The sequence below is a fragment of the Salmonella sp. 741265116_PST genome, assembly GCF_046567715.1.
Classification (GTDB): domain Bacteria; phylum Pseudomonadota; class Gammaproteobacteria; order Enterobacterales; family Enterobacteriaceae; genus Salmonella; species Salmonella enterica.
Genome location: NZ_JBKFPH010000030.1, coordinates 20,616 through 41,202 on the forward strand (window position 1 = coordinate 20,616; position 20,587 = coordinate 41,202).

The 20,587-nt window shown below is 51.8% G+C and carries 20 protein-coding genes and 1 riboswitch; of the genes, 8 read left to right on the forward strand and 12 right to left on the reverse strand.

Annotated elements, in window-relative coordinates; all coding sequences use genetic code 11:
- The first annotated feature begins 12 nt into the window (after nucleotides 1-12).
- The 4 genes from manY (at nucleotide 13) to mntP (ending at nucleotide 3,170) form a co-directional block, all read left to right on the forward strand.
- Nucleotides 13-813: a PTS mannose transporter subunit IIC gene (gene manY, locus ACLD11_RS17915; RefSeq protein ID WP_000406918.1), complete on the forward strand. Its 801-nt coding sequence runs from the start codon at nucleotides 13-15 to the stop codon at nucleotides 811-813.
- Between the two features lie 12 nt (nucleotides 814-825).
- A complete protein-coding gene (locus tag ACLD11_RS17920) occupies nucleotides 826-1,677 on the forward strand; it encodes a PTS mannose transporter subunit IID (RefSeq protein WP_001518647.1) in 852 nt (283 codons plus the stop codon).
- Nucleotides 1,678-1,735: 58 nt separating this feature from the next.
- The gene (locus ACLD11_RS17925; protein WP_000156274.1) at nucleotides 1,736-2,194 is read left to right on the forward strand and encodes a DUF986 family protein; all 459 of its coding nucleotides are present in this window, start codon (nucleotides 1,736-1,738) and stop codon (nucleotides 2,192-2,194) included.
- 196 nt (nucleotides 2,195-2,390) lie between these two features.
- A riboswitch (yybP-ykoY riboswitch) is annotated at nucleotides 2,391-2,492 on the forward strand.
- Nucleotides 2,493-2,603: 111 nt separating this feature from the next.
- Nucleotides 2,604-3,170, forward strand: coding sequence for a manganese efflux pump MntP (gene mntP / locus ACLD11_RS17930; RefSeq protein ID WP_001518359.1), 567 nt, complete (start codon nucleotides 2,604-2,606; stop codon nucleotides 3,168-3,170).
- Here the strand turns inward: mntP and rlmA are convergent.
- The 6 genes from rlmA to mgrB all read right to left on the reverse strand — a co-directional run bounded on the left by rlmA (nucleotide 3,167) and on the right by mgrB (nucleotide 7,522).
- Nucleotides 3,167-3,976, reverse strand: a complete 810-nt coding sequence (rlmA, locus tag ACLD11_RS17935; RefSeq protein WP_183059602.1) for a 23S rRNA (guanine(745)-N(1))-methyltransferase — start codon at nucleotides 3,974-3,976, stop codon at nucleotides 3,167-3,169. The genes mntP and rlmA overlap by 4 nt on opposite strands.
- Before the next feature lie 65 nt (nucleotides 3,977-4,041).
- Nucleotides 4,042-5,787, reverse strand: a complete 1,746-nt coding sequence (gene ftsI / locus ACLD11_RS17940) for a peptidoglycan glycosyltransferase FtsI (RefSeq protein WP_411015199.1) — start codon at nucleotides 5,785-5,787, stop codon at nucleotides 4,042-4,044.
- A gap of 219 nt (nucleotides 5,788-6,006) precedes the next feature.
- A complete protein-coding gene (gene cspE / locus ACLD11_RS17945) occupies nucleotides 6,007-6,216 on the reverse strand; it encodes a transcription antiterminator/RNA stability regulator CspE (RefSeq protein ID WP_001062678.1) in 210 nt (69 codons plus the stop codon).
- Between the two features lie 12 nt (nucleotides 6,217-6,228).
- A complete protein-coding gene (locus ACLD11_RS17950; RefSeq protein ID WP_001537930.1) occupies nucleotides 6,229-6,372 on the reverse strand; it encodes a DUF2627 domain-containing protein in 144 nt (47 codons plus the stop codon).
- Nucleotides 6,373-7,020: 648 nt separating this feature from the next.
- A complete protein-coding gene (locus tag ACLD11_RS17955) occupies nucleotides 7,021-7,308 on the reverse strand; it encodes a YebO family protein (protein ID WP_001000660.1) in 288 nt (95 codons plus the stop codon).
- 70 nt (nucleotides 7,309-7,378) lie between these two features.
- Nucleotides 7,379-7,522, reverse strand: coding sequence for a PhoP/PhoQ regulator MgrB (gene mgrB / locus ACLD11_RS17960; protein WP_000714547.1), 144 nt, complete (start codon nucleotides 7,520-7,522; stop codon nucleotides 7,379-7,381).
- A gap of 157 nt (nucleotides 7,523-7,679) precedes the next feature.
- On the opposite strand from mgrB, the gene yobH reads away from it, so the two are divergent.
- Nucleotides 7,680-7,919 carry an invasion protein YobH gene (yobH, locus tag ACLD11_RS17965; protein WP_411011908.1) on the forward strand — a complete coding sequence of 80 codons (240 nt, stop codon included), beginning with the start codon at nucleotides 7,680-7,682 and terminating at the stop codon, nucleotides 7,917-7,919.
- Between the two features lie 212 nt (nucleotides 7,920-8,131).
- Here the strand turns inward: yobH and kdgR are convergent, their stop codons facing one another.
- Nucleotides 8,132-8,923 (reverse strand): DNA-binding transcriptional regulator KdgR, encoded by a 792-nt coding sequence (gene kdgR, locus ACLD11_RS17970; RefSeq protein WP_411015200.1) that lies wholly within the window; start codon nucleotides 8,921-8,923, stop codon nucleotides 8,132-8,134.
- A 175-nt stretch (nucleotides 8,924-9,098) separates the two neighbouring features.
- On the opposite strand from kdgR, the gene ACLD11_RS17975 reads away from it, so the two are divergent.
- Nucleotides 9,099-10,472, forward strand: coding sequence for an MFS transporter (locus ACLD11_RS17975; RefSeq protein ID WP_080094822.1), 1,374 nt, complete (start codon nucleotides 9,099-9,101; stop codon nucleotides 10,470-10,472).
- A 107-nt stretch (nucleotides 10,473-10,579) separates the two neighbouring features.
- Here the strand turns inward: ACLD11_RS17975 and ACLD11_RS17980 are convergent, their stop codons facing one another.
- From ACLD11_RS17980 to ACLD11_RS18000, 5 genes are all read right to left on the reverse strand, one after another.
- The gene (locus tag ACLD11_RS17980; protein ID WP_411015201.1) at nucleotides 10,580-12,016 is read right to left on the reverse strand and encodes an IS1182 family transposase; all 1,437 of its coding nucleotides are present in this window, start codon (nucleotides 12,014-12,016) and stop codon (nucleotides 10,580-10,582) included.
- A gap of 121 nt (nucleotides 12,017-12,137) precedes the next feature.
- Nucleotides 12,138-13,019, reverse strand: coding sequence for a protease HtpX (gene htpX, locus ACLD11_RS17985; protein ID WP_183059767.1), 882 nt, complete (start codon nucleotides 13,017-13,019; stop codon nucleotides 12,138-12,140).
- 192 nt (nucleotides 13,020-13,211) lie between these two features.
- Complete coding sequence (gene prc / locus ACLD11_RS17990; RefSeq protein WP_411015202.1) at nucleotides 13,212-15,260, reverse strand: carboxy terminal-processing peptidase; 2,049 nt, start codon at nucleotides 15,258-15,260, stop codon at nucleotides 13,212-13,214.
- Nucleotides 15,261-15,279: 19 nt separating this feature from the next.
- Nucleotides 15,280-15,966 carry an RNA chaperone ProQ gene (gene proQ / locus ACLD11_RS17995; protein WP_411015203.1) on the reverse strand — a complete coding sequence of 229 codons (687 nt, stop codon included), beginning with the start codon at nucleotides 15,964-15,966 and terminating at the stop codon, nucleotides 15,280-15,282.
- A 97-nt stretch (nucleotides 15,967-16,063) separates the two neighbouring features.
- Nucleotides 16,064-16,561: a GAF domain-containing protein gene (locus ACLD11_RS18000; RefSeq protein WP_001518229.1), complete on the reverse strand. Its 498-nt coding sequence runs from the start codon at nucleotides 16,559-16,561 to the stop codon at nucleotides 16,064-16,066.
- A 128-nt stretch (nucleotides 16,562-16,689) separates the two neighbouring features.
- Between ACLD11_RS18000 and yebS the strand changes: the two genes are divergently transcribed.
- Nucleotides 16,690-17,973: a membrane integrity lipid transport subunit YebS gene (yebS, locus tag ACLD11_RS18005; RefSeq protein ID WP_001207293.1), complete on the forward strand. Its 1,284-nt coding sequence runs from the start codon at nucleotides 16,690-16,692 to the stop codon at nucleotides 17,971-17,973.
- A complete protein-coding gene (locus tag ACLD11_RS18010; RefSeq protein ID WP_411015204.1) occupies nucleotides 17,942-20,575 on the forward strand; it encodes an MlaD family protein in 2,634 nt (877 codons plus the stop codon). Before yebS ends, ACLD11_RS18010 begins: the two co-directional genes overlap by 32 nt.
- The last annotated feature ends 12 nt before the right edge of the window (nucleotides 20,576-20,587 follow it).

Sequence of the window (20,587 nt, forward strand, 5' to 3'; positions counted from 1 at the left end):
AGGAGAAGTACAATGGAGATTACCACTCTTCAGATTGTGCTGGTGTTCATCGTCGCATGTATCGCAGGTATGGAGTCGGTACTTGATGAATTTCAGTTCCACCGTCCGCTGATCGCCTGTACCTTAATCGGCGCCGTTCTGGGGGACATGAAAACCGGTATTATCATCGGCGGTACTCTGGAAATGATCGCTCTGGGCTGGATGAACATCGGTGCTGCCGTTGCGCCTGATGCCGCACTGGCGTCCATCATCTCTACCGTTCTGGTCATCGCCGGGCATCAAAGCATTGGCGCCGGTATCGCGCTGGCGATTCCGCTGGCGGCGGCAGGCCAGGTACTGACCATTATCGTTCGTACCATCACCGTGGCATTCCAGCACGCAGCGGACAAGGCGGCTGAAAACGGCAACCTGACGGCGCTCTCCTGGCTGCACGTTTCTTCTCTGTTCCTGCAGGCAATGCGTATCGCTATCCCGGCGGTTATCGTTGCCATCTCCGTAGGCACCAGCGAAGTACAGGGAATGCTGAATGCGATTCCTGAAGTCGTCACAGGCGGTCTGAACATCGCCGGCGGCATGATCGTCGTGGTTGGTTATGCGATGGTTATCAACATGATGCGCGCAGGCTACCTGATGCCGTTCTTCTACCTCGGTTTCGTCACCGCGGCTTTCACAAACTTCAACCTGGTCGCACTGGGTGTCATCGGCGCAGTGATGGCTATCCTTTACATCCAGCTGAGCCCGAAATACAACCGTGTAGCGGGCGCGCCTGCAGCGGCTGCTGGCAATAACGATCTCGACAACGAACTGGACTAACAGGTGAGCGAAATGGTTGATATGACTAAAACTACCACCGAGAAAAAACTCACTCCGAGCGATATTCGCGGCGTATTTCTTCGTTCTAACCTGTTCCAGGGGTCATGGAACTTCGAACGTATGCAAGCGCTGGGCTTCTGTTTCTCTATGGTGCCGGCGATTCGTCGCCTGTATCCGGAGAATAATGACGCGCGTAAACAGGCGATTAAACGTCACCTGGAGTTCTTTAACACCCACCCTTACGTTGCGGCGCCGGTACTGGGCGTGACCCTGGCAATGGAAGAAAAGCGTGCGAACGGCGCAGAGATTGACGATGGTGCTATCAACGGTATCAAAGTCGGTCTGATGGGACCGCTGGCAGGCGTCGGCGACCCTATCTTCTGGGGTACCGTCCGTCCGGTATTCGCGGCGCTGGGCGCAGGTATTGCAATGAGCGGCAGCCTGCTTGGTCCGCTGCTGTTTTTCATCCTGTTTAACCTGGTGCGTCTGGCGACCCGTTATTATGGCGTGGCTTATGGCTACCGCAAAGGCGTCGATATCGTTAAAGATATGGGCGGCGGCTTCCTGCAAAAACTGACTGAGGGGGCGTCAATCCTCGGCCTGTTTGTCATGGGGGCATTGGTTAACAAGTGGACGCATGTGAATATCCCGCTGGTGGTCTCCACCATCACCGGTCAGGATGGTCAGACACGCGTTACCACCGTGCAAACCATTCTCGACCAGCTGATGCCGGGTCTGGTTCCGCTACTGTTGACCTTTGCCTGTATGTGGCTGCTGCGTAAGAAAGTTAACCCGCTGTGGATTATCGTGGGCTTCTTCGTCATTGGTATCGCCGGCTACTCCGTAGGACTGCTGGGCCAGTAAGGCTGTTGTACACTACCGGGGCCAAACGGCCCCGTTTTTTTATTTCTCTGGAGGATAAATGACTATCACGGACCTGGTGCTGATTCTCTTTATTGCCGCATTATTGGCTTACGCTCTCTACGATCAGTTCATCATGCCCCGTCGCAATGGCCCCACTCTGCTTTCTATAGCCCTGCTCCGCCGTGGTCGCGTAGACAGCGTTATCTTCGTTGGGCTGGTCGCCATCCTTATTTATAACAACGTAACCGGCCACGGAGCGCAGATGACCACATGGTTATTAAGCGCGCTGGCGTTAATGGGGTTTTATATATTCTGGATCCGCACGCCACGGATCATCTTTAAACAACGTGGCTTTTTCTTCGCCAATGTCTGGATAGAATATAACCGTATTAAAGAGATGAATTTATCGGAAGACGGCGTACTGGTGATGCAATTAGAACAACGACGCTTGCTTATCCGTGTACGCAATATCGACGATCTGGAAAAAATATATAAGCTTCTTATTGAAAATCAATAATCTAAGATATAGCCTCAACTATGTTTTTCGAATTTTATTTCGAATCATAATATAGCTAAGGCTATATTTTCTATTGACCAATTGTTATTTAATTTAACGTTTTATTGATGAATAAATCTAAATGAAAATCGTTTTCAATAAGAAGGCAAATAATATTTTAGCGCTGTTGTTTTATATTCTAAAAATATGTTAATGTTGCGCCGTCAATTGGGGAGTAGCCGATTTCCAGACTCCGGAAATGTACGCGTCAACATACTCGTTGCAAAACGTGGCGCGTACGGACCAGCCGCCGCTGGTCAGGCGAGACCATAGGCGCATCAACTGCTGTGTATTTCGTCACAGAATGGCGACATGCATGTTTGCTGGGGGCAGTGATGTGTTTAATGGATACCCCGGTCAGGACGTTGTCATGCACTTTACTGCTACTGTTCTTCTCGCTTTCGGCATGTCGATGGATGCTTTCGCGGCATCAATTGGCAAAGGCGCCACCCTACATAAACCCAAATTCTCAGAAGCATTGCGTACCGGTCTTATCTTTGGCGCGGTTGAAACGCTGACCCCGTTAATCGGCTGGGGGCTGGGGATATTGGCGAGTAAATTCGTTCTGGAATGGAACCACTGGATAGCCTTTGTTCTGCTGATCTTTCTGGGCGGACGCATGATCATCGAAGGTATCCGCGGCGGTAGTGATGAAGACGAAACACCGTTACGCCGCCACAGCTTTTGGCTATTAGTCACGACGGCTATTGCGACCAGTCTTGATGCGATGGCGGTTGGCGTCGGTCTGGCGTTTTTGCAGGTAAACATCATCGCTACCGCATTAGCTATCGGTTGCGCCACGCTTATCATGTCCACCCTCGGAATGATGATCGGTCGCTTTATCGGCCCAATGTTGGGTAAGCGTGCTGAAATTCTCGGCGGGGTCGTACTGATAGGAATTGGCGTCCAGATCCTCTGGACGCATTTTCACGGTTAACGGTTACGCTGCCAGAGATGAAGGTTGAAATCCGTCTGGCAGCTAAGTCCGGCGCTGGCAGCCAGTTGTTCCCACACTTCTGGCCTGGCGCGCCAGGCAAATGGCGTCATTTGCAACAGTGCTACAGCCGCTTCGGCGGTGAGCTGCATGTGATAAGCAAGGCGGGTACTCTGCTGCAATGTGAATCCGTCGAGCTGCTCGGTATACGGCGCATGTAAACGCACCTCATCATAAATGAGCCCTTTTAGTTCCATCAGATGATGCGGCCCCGGCGTGGCGGTAACGACCCAACCACCAGGTTTCACCACACGCGCCAACTCCTGCGCCTTACACGGAGCGTAGATTCTGATCACCGCATCCATTGACGCATCGGCAAAGGGCAGTCGATGGCTTGACGCCACACAAAACTTCACCTGCGAATAGCGTTTCGCCGCCGCTTTGATCGCCGTTTTAGCAACGTCCAGTCCAAACGTGGTGACTCCCGGCAACGCCTCGGCAAAAGCATGAGTGTAATACCCCTCGCCGCAGCCAATATCCAGAATCGCCGTGGCCGACTGATCCAGCCGCTCACGCAACAGGTTAATCACCGCGTCGCGCAGCGGCTGATAATGGCCCGCATCAAGAAACGCTCTCCTCGCCTGCATCATTTCGGCACTGTCGCCCGGATCGCGCGAACGTTTATGCTGTACCGGCAGCAGATTGATGTAGCCCTCTTTCGCCACATCAAACTGATGGCGCTGTGGGCATATAACGCTGTTATTCATCTGCGTAAGCGGCTGATGGCAAAGCGGACAGGTAAACGACATGACAACTCCGGACTGGGGCGCTAAAGGGCGCAAGTGTAACGCGAATTGCGCCCCGGGAAAATCCTTTACGAGCCCGGAACCGCAACGTGGCTGTCATGCATCACCAGAAGGTGATCTGAATCGGCTGGCATACCGTCTGGCTCAATATTTTCCAGCCGCAGCACATCGCCCATGATCTGGCTGAATACGGGCGCAGATACCGCGCCGCCATAATAAGCCCCATTTTGCGGATTATTAATCACCACCACCAGCGCAAATCTGGGGTTACTTGCCGGCGCGACGCCTGCGGTATATGCCACATACTTATCGACGTATTTACCATCATCGCCAATTTTTTTCGCCGTCCCGGTTTTGACCGCAATACGGTAGTCTCTTACTGCGGCTTTTGTTCCGCCGCCGCCAGGCAACGCGACGCTCTCCATCATATGTTCCACCTCGTGCACCAGTTCTTCCGGCATTACCCGCGTGCCGATCACGGGCGGATCAACTTTGGTGATCGATAACGGACGGTAGATACCAAAGCTGCCAATCGTGGCATAAACATGCGCCAGTTGCAGCGGCGTCACCATTAATCCATAGCCAAAAGCGAAGGTAGCGCGATCTAAATCACTCCAGTAACGGCGTTTCGGTAATAACCCGCTACTCTCTCCGGTGAGACCCAGTCCGGTAGGCACGCCGAAACCAAAGCTTTTATAAGTATCCATTAATTTCTGCACCGGCATCGCCAGAGAAAGGTGAGAAACGCCGGTATCGCTGGATTTTTGCAAAATGCCGGTTAATGTCAGTTCCGGATAGTAACCGACGTCGCGGATACGGTGTCCATCGAGAGTAAAAGGATGGGTATCGATAACGCTGTCCGGCTGCACGATGCCCTGCTGTAACGCAGTCATAATGACCAATGGCTTCACAGTAGAACCGGGTTCGAAAGTATCGCTAATCGCGCGGTTACGAAAATCGTCCAACTGCGCGCCTTCACGGTTGTTCGGGTTGAAATCCGGGTAGCTCGCCATCGAGAGAATTTCACCCGTTGGGATGTTAATCAATACGGCAGCGCCGGATTCTGCTTTGTTCCAGATGACGGCGTTATCCAGCGCATCTTCGGTAACCGTTTGCAGACGTTCATCAATGCTAAGCTGAAGTTCATGAGCAGGAACCGGATTCACTTCCGTAATGTTCTCAATAACGTGACCAAATTTATCTTTACGCACCAGCCGGGAGCCCGGTTTTCCCGTCAGTTGCGCGTTAAAGCTCTTTTCAATACCTTCTATTCCCTGCCCGTCGATATTGGTAAAGCCGATCAAATTGGCCGCTACGTGTCCGGCAGGGTAAAAACGGCGCGACTCTTCCCGCAGGTTAATACCCGGTAGATTCAGTTTATCTATCCATTCGGCTTGCTGGGGTGAAACCTGGCGCGCGAGGTAGATAAAACGACCTGCCGGGTTACTGTTTACCCGTTCCGCAAGCGTACTGAGCGACAGATGTAAGGCGCTAGCCAGCGCCTGCCAGCGCTCATTGTAGCCAACTCCACCTTTGCTTATGATAGTCTTCGGATCGGCCCAGACAGCATTAACCGGAACGCTCACCGCTAAGGGTCGCCCTTCTCTGTCGGTGATCATGCCGCGTGGAGAGGCTGTGGTCACTTCACGAAGCGAGCGCATATCTTCTTGTTTCACCAGTTTCGACGGCGTAACAATTTGCAGCCATGCCACCCGCCCTAACAACAATGCCATACTGAGCAGAATGGCAGTGCAAAGTAGTGCAAAACGTATGGGCGTAAAATTACGGGTATCGCCGTCGCTTTTCTTTTTCACCTGATCTCCAGCCGAATCATTTTTCAGGTGATTGATTTAACGGGAAACGGCGGGAAAAACCAGAAAAAACAATGCTAATAACCTCGCGCCTTTGCAACAAATCGCTAACGAGAGTGCATCCAGACACATTTTGAAGGATATTGAATTAAAAAGCCCCGGTTTTAGCGAGGCTTTATATCTGAGGCTGACGCGACAAACGCATCAAATCAGTGGTGTCGATCAGATAGCTGTTACGTTAACAGCAGCCGGACCTTTCTGGCCGTCCTGAATTTCGAACTCAACGTTCTGGCCTTCAGCCAGAGTTTTGAAACCATTGCCCTGGATAGCGGAGAAGTGTACGAACACATCTTTGCTGCCGTCAGCCGGAGTAATGAAGCCAAAACCTTTGGATTCGTTGAACCACTTAACTTGACCTTTAATCTTTGCCATTTGCAAAATTCCTTAGAGTGTTTTCTTTGCCCGTAGGCATAACATAGATAAAACTGAGACATTACTGCTTGAGGCACTAATATAAGGTTCGGCAGAGAAGCGGTATTCAACGTCAACGTGTTTACTCAGGACTTCTTTACTGAAAATGCCACACATAAACAGAACTGTACCTCGTTTAACCCAAAGCCTGTTATCACATACAACGTTAATTATGGCAAGCCATTTTTAAACGTGTCTCGATCCGTCGCACAAATTACGAGAACCTTCACAAATTGACAGCACGTTTATGCAACAAAATTGCGAAAGATATATCCTCACGCGCTGACGGACACCTGACAACGTCACTGCTGAAAAGCCATTTTTCTACCATAGCTCAATAACTTCGCTTCTTCCAGTGCATCAAATCACATTTAAAAGCTGTATTTTTCATATCACTTTTTATGCTGAGTTATGCATAAATTGTCACAATGATAAAAAACACCTTTTAATCAAAATAATAGAAAAGAAAAGCGATTTTCGACACCGCTTTTTGTGATGTTCTGCGTCTTTACAGAATGCCTTAAAATAATGAACAAACAATGACAATCCATAAAGAGAGAGAAACGTTTCGCTTTTAATAGAGAATGAGCGGTATCACAAAATTGACATATATCCATTTGTTATATATATAAAACTATGTTTCATATAAAGCCATATATTATGTAAGGTGTTGATGCTGTAGTATCAGTTGCAAACGGCAACGCGGACAGATCCGACGGGGAAATGGGGCGTATGACACTGGCGCCATTTGCGCCCCGGTAAGCATTATCGTTCTGCAACCAGACGAATGATGTCCTCATCCTCTTTTGGTTCGCTTGCCGCTGTTGCGGGTTCCGCTTCTTTTTCTGGTTCGTTTGCTTCGCAAAGGCGGCGTAACAACGCGTTTTGCCGCTTCTGTTGATCCAATAACGCTTCGAGCAGTTCTATCTGCTCGTTGGCACGGGAACTTGCCCGGTTGACAAAGAACCAGAGCGCCAGCCCCACCACCAGAACCACCATTGATACTATTAAAGATGCAAGAGAAAACGCACCAGAGTTTAAAACGTCGTTCATTTCACCACCTCAATGTAGAGACGTCATTCTACCACTGCTACACGGGAAGGAAATCTCTGGTGTAAAACGTTTACCAGGGAATAAATTTATTGATGGCGCAAATACCGCTGAAAAATTGTACATCCTGATCGCACATGATATTAAACACCTGCGCCCACAGCAACAGGCATACTACCACCACGATGCCGAGAACGACCCATCGAAATTTTTTCACTCCACTCTCCGATCTTACATCTTATGTCGCTAAATTATCATGAGTTACTTAAACCAGGAGTAACTGTAGCGGCATTATATGTTTTTAGGAATGATTCACTTGTTTCAATCAATGTACACGCTACTCTTATTCTAACTAAAAAAGAAAAGAGGTAGTAATGCGTTTGATCATTCGCGCAATTGTATTGTTTGCCCTGGTGTGGATAGGCCTGCTGATGAGCGGCTATGGCGTCCTGGTGGGAAGTAAAGTGAACGCTGCGGGGCTGGGTTTACAGTGCCATTACCTGACCGCACGCGGCACCAGCACGGCGCAATATCTCCATACCAACAGCGGCATTATTGGCTTTTCCGACTGCCCCATTTTCAGAAAAAGCGCCACCGTAGTGGATAATGGCTAAGCGGCAATAAATAATTTCACAGTGAAACTATCACCAATAAATTCTCCTATTTTGGCTGTTGTTTATAAGCACTGTTAAATAATATTTTAATAACCGTTAAATAAGCCGACGGATATTATCTTCTTTTACGATTTCATCCCGCTCTATGTTATAAAAAAAGCAGCTACATTTTTCGCAGCTGCTTTTTTTTAACGTCATGCTAATAACGTTGCTTAGAAGGGGTAATCGTTGTAACCCATTTGTTCAGAAATTTTACGCGCGGCGGCGTGTAACATAGCCACATATTCCTGTAGGCGTTCTTCTGAGAAGCGCAGCGTCGGGAACGAAATGCTTAACCCTGCGATGACTACGCCAAAACGGTCAAATACCGGTACGCCGATACAACGTAACCCTTCTTCCTGTTCTTCGTTATCTTCACCGTAACCTTGCTCACGCACGTCATCCAACAGCGGCAGCAACGCTTCAGTGCTGGTAATCGTACGTCCAGTGCTTTGCTTATACTCTACGCCGTCGAGAATCTGCTTAACCTCATCACGGTCGCGCCAGGCCAGAAGTACTTTACCGATGGCCGTACTGTACAGCGGATTACGACGCCCAATACGTGAGTACATCCGCAGATTGTACATAGAGTCAATTTTATGGATATAGACAATGCTGTCTTCATCCAGCGCGCCAAGATGGATAGTTTCTTTTGTCAGACGAGACAGTTCGCGCATCTGAATGTCCGCACTGCGGATGAGATCAACATTTTGCAAAGCTCGCGCGCCCAGCTCAAACAGCTTTAGCGTCAGAGAGTATTTTTCAGACTCCCCCTCCTGAGCCACGTAGCCCAGCGTTTTCATGGTTTGCAAAAAGCGATAAACGGTGCTTTTCGACATCATGACGCGCTGCGATAGCTCGGTAATCCCTATTTCACGCTCTTCACCCAGCGCCTGCAGAATGCCGAAAACTTTCAGCACAGAAGATACAGAATCAGGCTGCTTATCCAGATCTGCGTTTGCCATTTATCACCTCATTACGAGCGTTTTATAAAATTCAGAACGAGTTTTTATTATAATTTCACGCCAGGTCGCCCGCAATCCATCTTTGCTTACTTCGTTACAAATCTGCGACATAACAACTCAGTATTAATGCTAACATTATTATTCAGCTCATAATTCCCCTTATTACAAAATACTTATGGAAAAAACACGGGCCGATGGCCTGCCCCTCCCGCAGAGATACGGCGCTATCCTGACGATTATTATCGGTATTTCGATGGCGGTTCTGGATGGCGCAATCGCTAATGTCGCACTGCCAACCATTGCGACTGATTTACATGCCTCCCCTGCCAGCTCTATCTGGATTGTCAATGCGTACCAAATTGCCATTGTCGTCTCACTGCTTTCCCTGTCTTTTTTAGGCGACATGTTTGGCTATCGCCGGATCTACAAATGTGGTTTAGTGGTATTTCTGCTTTCATCATTGTTTTGCGCGCTTTCAGACTCGCTGCAGATGCTGACGCTGGCGCGCATCGCGCAGGGATTTGGCGGCGCGGCGCTAATGAGCGTAAACACGGCGCTGATTCGTCTTATCTACCCCCAGCGTCATCTGGGACGAGGTATGGGAATTAACTCTTTTATCGTCGCAGTCTCTTCCGCCGCGGGTCCGACGATCGCCGCGGCGATTTTGTCCATCTCATCATGGAAATGGCTGTTTCTGATTAATGTCCCGTTAGGTATCATCGCGTTAATTCTGGCCATACGCTTTTTACCAGCAAACATCGCCCATGACACTAAGCCGCGCTTTGACTTACCGAGCGCGGTAATGAATGCGCTCACATTTGGCCTGCTGATTACCGCATTGAGCGGATTTGCCCAGGGACAGTCGCTAACGTTGATTGGCGCAGAGCTGTTCGTTCTGGTCGTGGTCGGGTTTTTCTTCGTGCGCCGCCAGCTTTCTTTGCCCGTACCCTTGTTACCCATCGACTTGTTACGCATTCCGCTTTTTTCACTCTCGATCGGCACGTCAATTTGCTCGTTCTGCGCGCAAATGTTAGCCATGGTCTCGCTACCTTTTTATCTGCAAACCGTGCTGGGCCGTAGCGAAGTAGAAACCGGCCTGTTATTGACGCCCTGGCCGCTGGCAACGATGGTGATGGCGCCGCTGGCGGGATACCTGATAGAACGTCTTCATGCCGGTTTGCTGGGGGCGCTGGGAATGGTGATAATGGCAGCCGGGTTGTTTGCGCTGGTCATGTTGCCAGCCTCCCCCTCCGATCTGAATATTATCTGGCCGATGATCCTTTGTGGCGCAGGGTTTGGCCTGTTCCAGTCGCCGAATAATCACACCATTATCACTTCCGCGCCGCGTGAGCGCAGCGGTGGCGCCAGCGGGATGCTGGGCACGGCGCGACTGTTAGGCCAAAGTACTGGCGCCGCGCTGGTAGCGCTGATGTTGAACCAGTTTGGCGATAGCGGTACGCACCTTTCGCTGCTCGCGGCGGCGATCCTGGCGACTCTCGCGGCGGTAGTGAGCGGTTTACGTATTACGCAACCACGCGTTCAGGCGTAAAAAAAGCGCGTCATTCGACGCGCTCAGATTGCTGACGAACCCCATGTTTTTGCATGGGGGTTTTCTTTTGTAGCGACCGCAGGTCGCGATCGCGATATTTTTCAGTATCATCCCATCATCATGAGTTGCTGCCCTGACGGCATTCTCAACCGCCCTGACAACCCTTTCAGCACCATTATCAGCCAGTAAAATAGCGCCAGCAGCGCCATCTTCTTCATATTCTGCGCCGTTGCCGCAAGCAGGCACTGCATCTGCACCTTCATCTGACCACGGTACCGCGCATACCGATGACCATGATGCTGTTTCGCATCCGCGAAGCTGCGCTCCACCGTCTCCTTACGCCGCGCGTACGTCTTTTTACCCCAGGGCGTCAGCCGCAGCGCGTTTGCCTGCTCCTTCGCCTCTTCCCATACGTGCCGCGTTATCGTCTTCTGCATCTGTCTGTTTTTTGTGCATCTCTCCCGCTCCGGGCACCCCGCGCACACCGCTTTGTCCGACCGGTAGTGCCGGTAGCCGTTGCGGTCCGTGGTGCCGTAGTTCAGCGTCTCTCCTGCCGGGCACACATACACGTCCTTCTCCGGGTCATACCGGAACTGCTTTTTCTGGTAATCATTCTGCCCTTTATTCGGCCTCCGGTACCCCGGCACCAGCGCGATACCCATCTCCTGCGTCAGATGACACACCGCCGCCGTGAAGTATCCGGCGTCCACGCCTGCCGCCACCGGCTCCAGTCCGAACCGCTCCGTCTGCCGCTTCAGCCGGGCGATAAACGGCTGGCTGTCGTGCACATTGCCCGGCGTCACGTGCGTGTCCATGATGATGCCGTGCTTCCCGTCCACCGTGCGGTGGTCCAGCCAGAAGAACCCCTTCGGCTTGCCTTCCCGGTGCATGAACCCGCTCTCCGGGTCGGTGGTGCTGACTTTGGTGTTCTTAACGGCGACGGCGCTTTCTGGCGTCTTTTTTACGCCGGGCGGCGGCTTTTTTTCGTGCAGCTTCCTGTCGGCCTCCACCGCGGCGTTCAGCTCTGCGAAGTATTCGCTGACGCCCTCCGGACGCGGCTCATTCACCGCTTTGCGCGGGTTTGCGTTTGCTTTCAGGTGGGTGCTGTCGGTATAGAGGACGCGGCCATTGGCCATGCCCTGGCTCAGTGCCTGCGCCACGATATGGTCAAAAATCTGCTGGAAGACATCGCTGCCGTTGAAGCGACGGATGCGGTTCTGACTGAGGGTGGAGGCGTCCGGGACTTTCTCCGTCAGGCTCATGCGCAGGAACCAGCGGTAGGCGGTATTGACCTGGATTTCTTTCACCAGACGGCGTTCGGAGGGGATGCCGAAGAGATAGCCTGGCAGCATCATTTTAATCAGGCGGACCGGGTCGATGGCAGGCCTGCCGTTGTCAGGGCAGTAGAGATGGGCGACGGCGTCACGGATAAATTCAAAGTCGATGGCGGCGTCTATTTTGCGCACCAGATGGTCTTCGGGAACGAGTTCGTCGAGGGTGATGGTTTCAAACTGGTACTGCTGTGGGGAGGGTTCTCTGAGCATGGCGGTCAGTCCGTTTTTTGCACTGACCTTATTAGATCAAAGTCCGGGCTTTTCAGCCAGGACTTTGTCAGCAGTCTGAGCGCGTCATTCGACGCGCTTTTCATACTTGCCAGTGGGCTTATTATTTCAGGTACTCACCGCTACGTAGCGCTTCAATGCGTTTATCAAGCGGTGGGTGCGTCATAAACAGCTCGCTTAACGATTTCGATTTACCGTTAATACAAAACGCCATCATGCTGGTCGCTTCTTGCGGCTCGTAGCTGGTTTTCAGGCGCTGCAACGCGGCAATCATTTTTTCACGGCCTACCAGCTTCGCCGATCCCGCATCGGCATGAAACTCACGGTAACGGGAGAACCACATGGTGATAATGCTCGCCAGAATACCGAAGACCAGTTCCAGCACCGTCGCAACGGCGAAATAGATTAGCGGATTACCGTTACTTCCTTCGCCTTCATCACGGTTGCCGCCCAGAAAACCAGCAGCAACTTGCGCGATAATGCGCGAAATAAAGATAACGAAGGTGTTAACCACCCCCTGAATCAACGTCATCGTCACCATATCGCCATTGGCAATATGGCTGATTTCATGCGCAATGACGGCTTCCGCCTCGTCAGGGCTCATGTTTTGCAACAGACCGGTGCTCACAGCGACCAATGAGGCGTCACGGCGTGCGCCCGTCGCAAACGCGTTAATGTCCGGCGCATGGTAGATAGCAACCTGCGGCATGGCGATACCGGCCTGGCGCGCTTGCGTTGCTACGGTGTTCATCAACCAGCGTTCTCTTTCATTGCGAGGCTGTTCAATAACTTCCCCTCCTACGGATTTTAACGCCATCCATTTGGACATCAGCAATGAAATAAAAGAACCGCCAAAACCAAACAGCAGCGCCATGATCAGCAAGCCTTGCACGCTGCTCGACTGTATCCCTGTCAGGCTCAGAACCAGCCCGAAAACGACCATCACGGCCAGGTTCGTCAGCAGGAAGAGCGCGATTCGCATCATAATTTTCTTTTAACCTCAATTTAACAAAGCGCACTATGCGATTACCCACATCGTATGGGTCTTATGGCCATTTTCAAGCATCACCAGGCGGTAAGTCACGAGAAAAACACAACTTTACATTTTGTAGCATTATCCTGACGACTTCTGCGCTTGTTAAAAAAAAACAGGCACAATTTTTGTGCCTGTTTAGCGTTACTTATCGGCTGCCGCCTGCTCCACTGGTTTTTCTTTTTCAAGATGCGCCAGGTCCAGAGCAATCTTCACCGTTTCATCAAGGTACGGGTCCGGCTCCTGATAATCTTTTGGCAGATCGTCCAGTTTCTTCAACAACGGTTTACCCTCACGTTTAAACCGATCGTTAATACGCGCCAGACGCAGAGCGTCTTCTTCATTGTTCTCTTTCTCACGCTGCGCATAATTCAGAGAGACGATGTTGCGCTTATCCTTCATGGCATTGAAACGTGCAATATCTTTCATGATGTACTGAAACTCAGGATCTTTGGCGATACGCGCGTTGTGTTCTTTCAATAATTCCGGACCAAACGGGGTCAAATCGTCCGATTTCACGTACTTCGCCGCATCAATGCTATCCCACGGCAAGGCGTTATCTTCAAATTTTTCTCCGGTTTCCGTCTCTTCATTGCCGGTCGGCATGATGATATCGGGCGTGACCCCTTTACGCTGCGTACTACCGCCGTTGACACGGTAAAACTTCTGAATGGTGTACTGCACCGAACCCAGCGCAGGCCATTCCGGGCGAAGCATCTGATCGTAAATTCGGTTTAGCGAGCGATATTGCTGTACCGTCCCTTTACCGAAGGTCGGCTCACCGGCAATCAGCGCGCGACCATAATCCTGCATCGCAGCAGCGAAGATTTCCGATGCCGAGGCACTGAAACGATCGACCAGCACCACCAGCGGGCCTTTGTAGTAGACCACGCCGTCGGTGTCGCTATCCTCACGCACTTTGCCGTTATTGTCGCGCACCTGAACTATCGGACCAGAAGGGATAAACAGACCGGAAAGCGAAACGGCTTCCGTCAGCGCCCCACCGCCGTTTGAACGCAGATCGATAACGATGCTGTTAACGTTCTGTTTTTCCAGCTTCTGAAGCTGAACTTTGACATCATCGGTCAAGCCGACATAGAAGCCTGGAATATCCAGTACGCCAACTTTTTCCTTGCCGACGGTTTTCACCGACATTTTAACCGCGCGATCTTCAAGACGAATCCGTTCACGCGTCAGCGTGATGATACGCGTTTTCGTCCCTTTACCAGCCGGCAGTATTTCCAGTCGGACCTTGCTGCCTTTCGGCCCTTTGATCAGCGCCACCACATCGTCAAGACGCCAGCCAATCACGTCGACCATCGGTTTTCCGGCCTGCCCTACGCCGACGATACGATCGCCGACGCTAATCGACTTACTCTTCGCGGCCGGGCCGCCGGCAACCAATGAGTTAATGACAGTATAATCGTCATCCATTTGCAGCACCGCGCCGATACCTTCCAGAGACAGGCTCATTTCGGTATTAAACTGCTCGGTATTGCGGGGAGAAAGATAATTCGTATGCGGGTCGATTTCACGCGCAAAAGCGGTCATCGCCAGCGAGAACACATCTTCACTGTTGGTCTGCGCCAGGCGTCGAATAGCGAATTTGTAGCGACGCGTCAGCGTTTCGCGAATTTCTTTGTCGCTCTTGCCGGTGAGTTTCAGACTGAGCTCATCGAATTTCACTTTACCATCCCACAGCGCATTTAGCTCAGCCTCATCTTTCGGCCAGGGCGCTTTACTGCGGTCCAGGTTAAACGTATCGTTTCCGGTGAAATCCATTGGCCGTTCCAGCACTTTTAGTGCGTACTGGTAGCGTTCAAACCGGCGCTTTTGCGCCAGGTTATAAAGATCGTAAAAAACATCCAGCTTACCGGTGCGCAGCTCATCGCCCAACACGGTTTTCTTTTTCGCAAACTGCTCGACATCGCTCGCCAACAAAACGTTGTGGCTATAGTCGAGAAGATTCAGATAGCGATCAAAAATCTTTGCCGAAAATGCCTCATCCAGATCGAACTGGCGATAATGGGAGCGGGTAAAACGCGACGTTACGCGCTCGCTCACCGTCGCATGTTGCGTCTCTTCCTTTAGTACGGGAATTTGATCGGCACGCGTAATATCTTCCACGGCGAAGGACTGGCCTGCTAATGCAAGCAGGCCAGCTAACGCGGTAAGCCTAAAAAAAGTGTTCATGCCAGGCCTGGCCTCCGTTTCAGAACACCAGGTGTTCTGCGCGTACAATCAAAGACATACCCGAATTCAGCTGTACACGGACACCATCTTTGGTGATTTCTAATACGGTGGCATCCATCGCATTATTACCCGCTTTCACCTTGAGGGACTGCCCTACGGTCAATACTGAAATATCAGAAACCGGCGTGTGCTTCTCTTCGCGAGGCGCACGAGGCGCTTTCGTCGTCGGTTTATCAGCGCGAGGTTTACGTTCAGTGCCTTCTTTACGACGCGCTACCGGGCGAGGTTTACGCTCGCGTCGCGGCGCGTCTTCTTTTTCGCCAGCCGCCGCGGCAGCTTCGCGTTTTTTCGCTTGCTGCTCTGCGCGCTGCGCCTGAACACGGGCTTTGGCTTCTTCAAGCTGCTTACGCGCATGTTCGACATGCTGTTCTTCCAGCTCGCCGCACGGATTGCCATCAAGGTCGACGCGCGTTGCGCCCGGCTTAACGCCGTACAGGTAACGCCAGCTTGAAGTATAAAGACGTAAAGCGGAACGAAGTTGCGTTTTGCTGAGGTTCATTTCGCCCCCAACTCGCTCTACCAGATCCTGAAAAATACCAATTTTCAGCGGGCGAGCTTCGCCTTCCGCACTAAAACAGTGAGGAAAACGCTCGGCCAGAAACGCGATAACTTCTTTACTGCTATTCAACTTAGGTTGATTTTCCATGAAATTTCCTGATTACAACGGACGTAGCCAACAAGCAGCAGGCATGAACAGGCGTCATTATAATGACGCCATCAGTAATTGCTACGTTATCCGTTGATTATCCTGCGACGCTCGCAAAGAATTTTTTGTAATCCGTCGTTGCAAGCACGGTTTCAAGCTGTGCGACCAGCGTACGCAGGCCGTGTTCATCTTCTTCGGTAAAACGGCCAAACGCCGTGCTATCTATATCCAGCACGCCGATAATCCGTTCGCCAACCGTGACAGGCAGCACAATTTCGGCGTTGCTGGCGGCATCACAGGCAATATGGCCGTCAAACGCATGAACATCATCAATACGTTGAACCTTATTCTGCGCTACCGCTGCGCCGCACACGCCGCGACCAACCGGAATCCGCACACAGGCGATTCGCCCCTGAAACGGCCCCAACACCAGCGTATCGCCTTCGAGGAGATAAAACCCCGCCCAGTTCACCTCGGTAAGACGTTCGAACAGTAGCGCGCTGGTATTGGCCAGCGTAGCCAGAAAGCTGGTTTCACCTGCCATTAACGACTGAAAATCGCGGTTTAACGCCGCGTATAGCTCTGTTTTGCTCATTATATAATCACTTCGTGGTCTTACTCCTAAACACAGGCTATTAAAATAAGCATTAAATGCGTTCTTGCTCAAGATTATTCCTGTCATGAGTTAAGATTACATTATTCTAACACTTTGATTCACGATACATGGCTCTGAACACCTCACACGTCACGCCAACAAAAAAGCTAACGATCAGGTCAATTAGCGAAGCGCTGCCGCGCAGCCACTACCAGCGCTGCCCTGAATGCGACATGCTGTTCAGCTTGCCGGAGATGAGCGCTCATCAAAGCGCTTATTGTCCTCGTTGCCAGGCCAAAATTCGCGATGGGCGCGACTGGTCGCTGACGCGGCTGACCGCGATGGCGGTAACCATGCTGCTATTGATGCCGTTTGCCTGGAGCGAACCGCTACTCCATATCTACCTGTTGGGCGTACGCATTGATGCCAATGTGATGCACGGCATCTGGCAAATGACGCAACAGGGCGATCCGTTAACCGCCGCAATGGTGCTCTTTTGCGTAGTGGGCGCGCCGCTTATTCTCGTTTTTTCAATTGCTTATCTGTGGTTTGGCAGCCTTCTCGGCATGAATCTGCGTCCAGTCCTGCTGATGCTGGAAAAACTGAAAGAGTGGGTGATGCTGGACATCTATCTGGTCGGTATTGGCGTTGCCTCTATCAAAGTGCAGGACTATGCCTTTCTGCAGCCGGGCATCGGGCTTTTAGCGTTCGTCTCGTTGGTGGTTCTTAGCATTCTGACTATGATTCATCTGAATGTGGAGCAACTATGGGAACGATTTTATCCGCAGCGCCCTGCTCAACGTGCGGACGAAAGATTGCGCGTCTGTCTTGGCTGCCACTTTAGCGGCTATCCGGATGCGAAAGGACGCTGCCCGCGTTGTCATATTCCGCTACGGTTACGCAGAAAACAGAGTATACAGAAGTGTTGGGCGGCCTTGCTGGCGTCTATTGTTTTTTTGCTGCCGGCAAACCTGCTGCCTATCTCGGTAATCTACATTAATGGCGGGCGTCAGGAAGATACTATCCTGTCGGGCATTATGTCGCTTGCCAGCAGCAATATCGCCGTCGCCGCCGTCGTTTTTATCGCCAGTATTTTGGTGCCGTTTACCAAAGTCATCGTGATGTTTACGCTACTGTTGAGTATCCATTTTAAATGCGAACAGGGACTGCGGACGCGAATTCTGTTGCTGCGTCTGGTGACATGGATAGGCCGCTGGTCGATGCTGGATCTTTTCGTTATCTCGTTAACCATGTCTCTGATTAATCGCGATCAGATTCTGGCTTTTACTATGGGACCGGCTGCGTTTTATTTCGGCGCAGCGGTAATTTTGACTATTCTTGCAGTGGAATGGCTGGATAGCCGCTTACTTTGGGATGCACATGAGTCAGGAAACGCCCGCTTCGAAGACTGAAGCGCAAATTAAAACCAAACGCCGTATTTCACCTTTCTGGCTGCTACCGCTTATCGCGCTAATGATCGCAGGGTGGCTAGTGTGGGATAGCTACCAGGATCGCGGCAATAGCGTGACTATCGATTTTATGTCGGCGGACGGTATCGTACCAGGCCGTACTCCCGTTCGCTATCAGGGAGTAGAGGTCGGCACCGTGGAAGATGTCAGCCTGAGCAAAGATCTGCGCAAAATTGAAGTTCGCGTCAGTATCAAATCAGATATGGAAGATGCGTTGCGCGAAGAGACGCAATTCTGGCTGGTGACGCCCAAAGCCTCGCTGGCGGGCGTTTCCGGCCTGGATGCGTTGGTCGGCGGGAATTACATCGGTATGATGCCAGGTAAAGGCAAGCCCAGAGATCATTTCGTCGCCCTGGATACACAGCCTAAATACCGGCTTAGCAACGGCGATCTGATGATTCATCTCCATGCGCCAGATCTCGGTTCGCTTAATAGCGGTTCACTGGTCTATTTCCGTAAAATCCCTGTCGGACGGGTGTATGACTATTCGATTAACCCTAACAAACAGGGCGTTACGATTGACGTTCTGATTGAGCGACGGTTTACCGATCTGGTGAAAAAAGGCAGTCGTTTCTGGAATGTCTCCGGCGTTGACGCCGATCTAAGCCTGAGCGGCGCGAAGGTGAAACTGGAAAGCCTCGCGGCCCTGGTCAATGGCGCGATTGCGTTTGACTCGCCGGACAATTCCAAACCCGCCGCCCAGGATGACACGTTCGGCTTATATAAAGATTTAGCCCACAGCCAACGAGGGGTAATCGTTAAACTTGAGCTGCCCAGCGGAGACGGTCTGAAGGCGGAATCTACGCCGCTCATGTACCAGGGACTGGAGGTGGGTGAGCTTTCGAAACTGACGCTCAACCCTGGCGGTAAAGTCACCGGAGAGATGACCGTCGATCCCAGCGTTGTTCCGCTGATGCGGGAAAATACGCGTATTGAGTTACGCAATCCCAAACTGTCGCTGAGTGACGCGAATATCAGTTCGTTGTTAACCGGAAAAACCTTCGAGCTGGTGCCGGGCGACGGCGAACCGCGCAGTGAATTTGTGGTGGTGCCGGGTGAAAAAGCCCTGCTGCATGAAGCGAATGCCTTAACCCTGACGCTGACAGCTCCGGAAAGTTACGGCATCGAACCGGGCCAGCCGTTAATTTTACATGGTGTAAAAATTGGCCAGGTCATTGAGCGCAACTTATCCAGTAAAGGCGTGTCATTCACCGTCGCGATTGAACCGCAGCACCGGGATTTGGTACAGGGCGACAGTAAATTCGTGGTCAACAGCCGGGTGGATGTCAAAGTCGGCCTTGACGGCGTAGAGTTCCTCGGCGCCAGCGCCAGCGAGTGGATTGACGGCGGAATTCGTATTTTACCCGGTACGGGCGGGAAGATGAAATCCACCTACCCGCTCTATGCTAACCTGGAAAAAGCGCTGGAAAATAGCCTCAGTGACTTACCAACTACCACCTTAACGCTGACGGCCGAAACGTTACCGGATGTCCAGGCAGGTTCCGTCGTGCTGTATCGAAAATTTGAAGTAGGCGAAGTCATCACCGTTCGCCCACGCGCCAATACCTTTGACATCGACCTGCATATTAAGCCGGAGTATCGCCACCTGTTAACCAGCAATAGCGTGTTCTGGGCGGAAGGCGGCGCGAAGGTGCAACTTAACGGCAGCGGCCTAACGGTACAGGCCTCGCCACTCTCCCGCGCGCTGAAAGGGGCCATTAGTTTTGATAACCTGAGCGGCGCCAGCGCCAGCCGGCACAAAGGCGATAAACGCATTCTTTATGCTTCAGAAACCTCCGCTCGCGCGGTAGGCGGACAAATTACGCTGCACGCGTTCGACGCCGGAAAACTGGCGGAAGGGATGCCAATTCGTTACCTCGGTATTGATATCGGCCAGATCCAGACGCTGGAATTGATCACCGCACGTAATGAAGTGCAGGCAAAAGCCGTACTTTATCCGGAGTACGTACAGACATTTGCCCGCGCCGGGACACGTTTTTCCGTTATTACGCCACAAATTTCCGCGGCGGGCGTCGAGCATCTGGATACGATTCTCCAGCCCTATATTAACGTTGAGCCAGGACGCGGCGCGGCGCGGCGCGACTTTGAACTGCAGGAAGCCACGATTACCGACTCACGCTATCTGGATGGGTTAAGCATCGTCGTAGAGGCGCCAGAAGCAGGCTCGCTTAATATTGGCACCCCCGTCCTGTTCCGCGGTATCGAAGTGGGAACGGTCACCGGAATGTCCCTGGGGTCGCTCTCCGATCGCGTGATGATCACCTTGCGCATCAGTAAGCGTTACCAATATCTGGTGCGTAATAACTCCGTATTCTGGCTCGCCTCCGGCTATAGTCTCGACTTTGGTCTGACCGGCGGCGTGGTGAAAACGGGGACATTTAATCAGTTCATCCGTGGCGGTATCGCCTTCGCTACTCCACCAGGTACGCCGCTGGCGCCAAAAGCGCAAGCCGGTAAGCATTTCCTGTTACAAGAGAGCGAACCGAAAGAGTGGCGTGAATGGGGCACCGCTCTGCCACGTTAAACACCAGGCTCC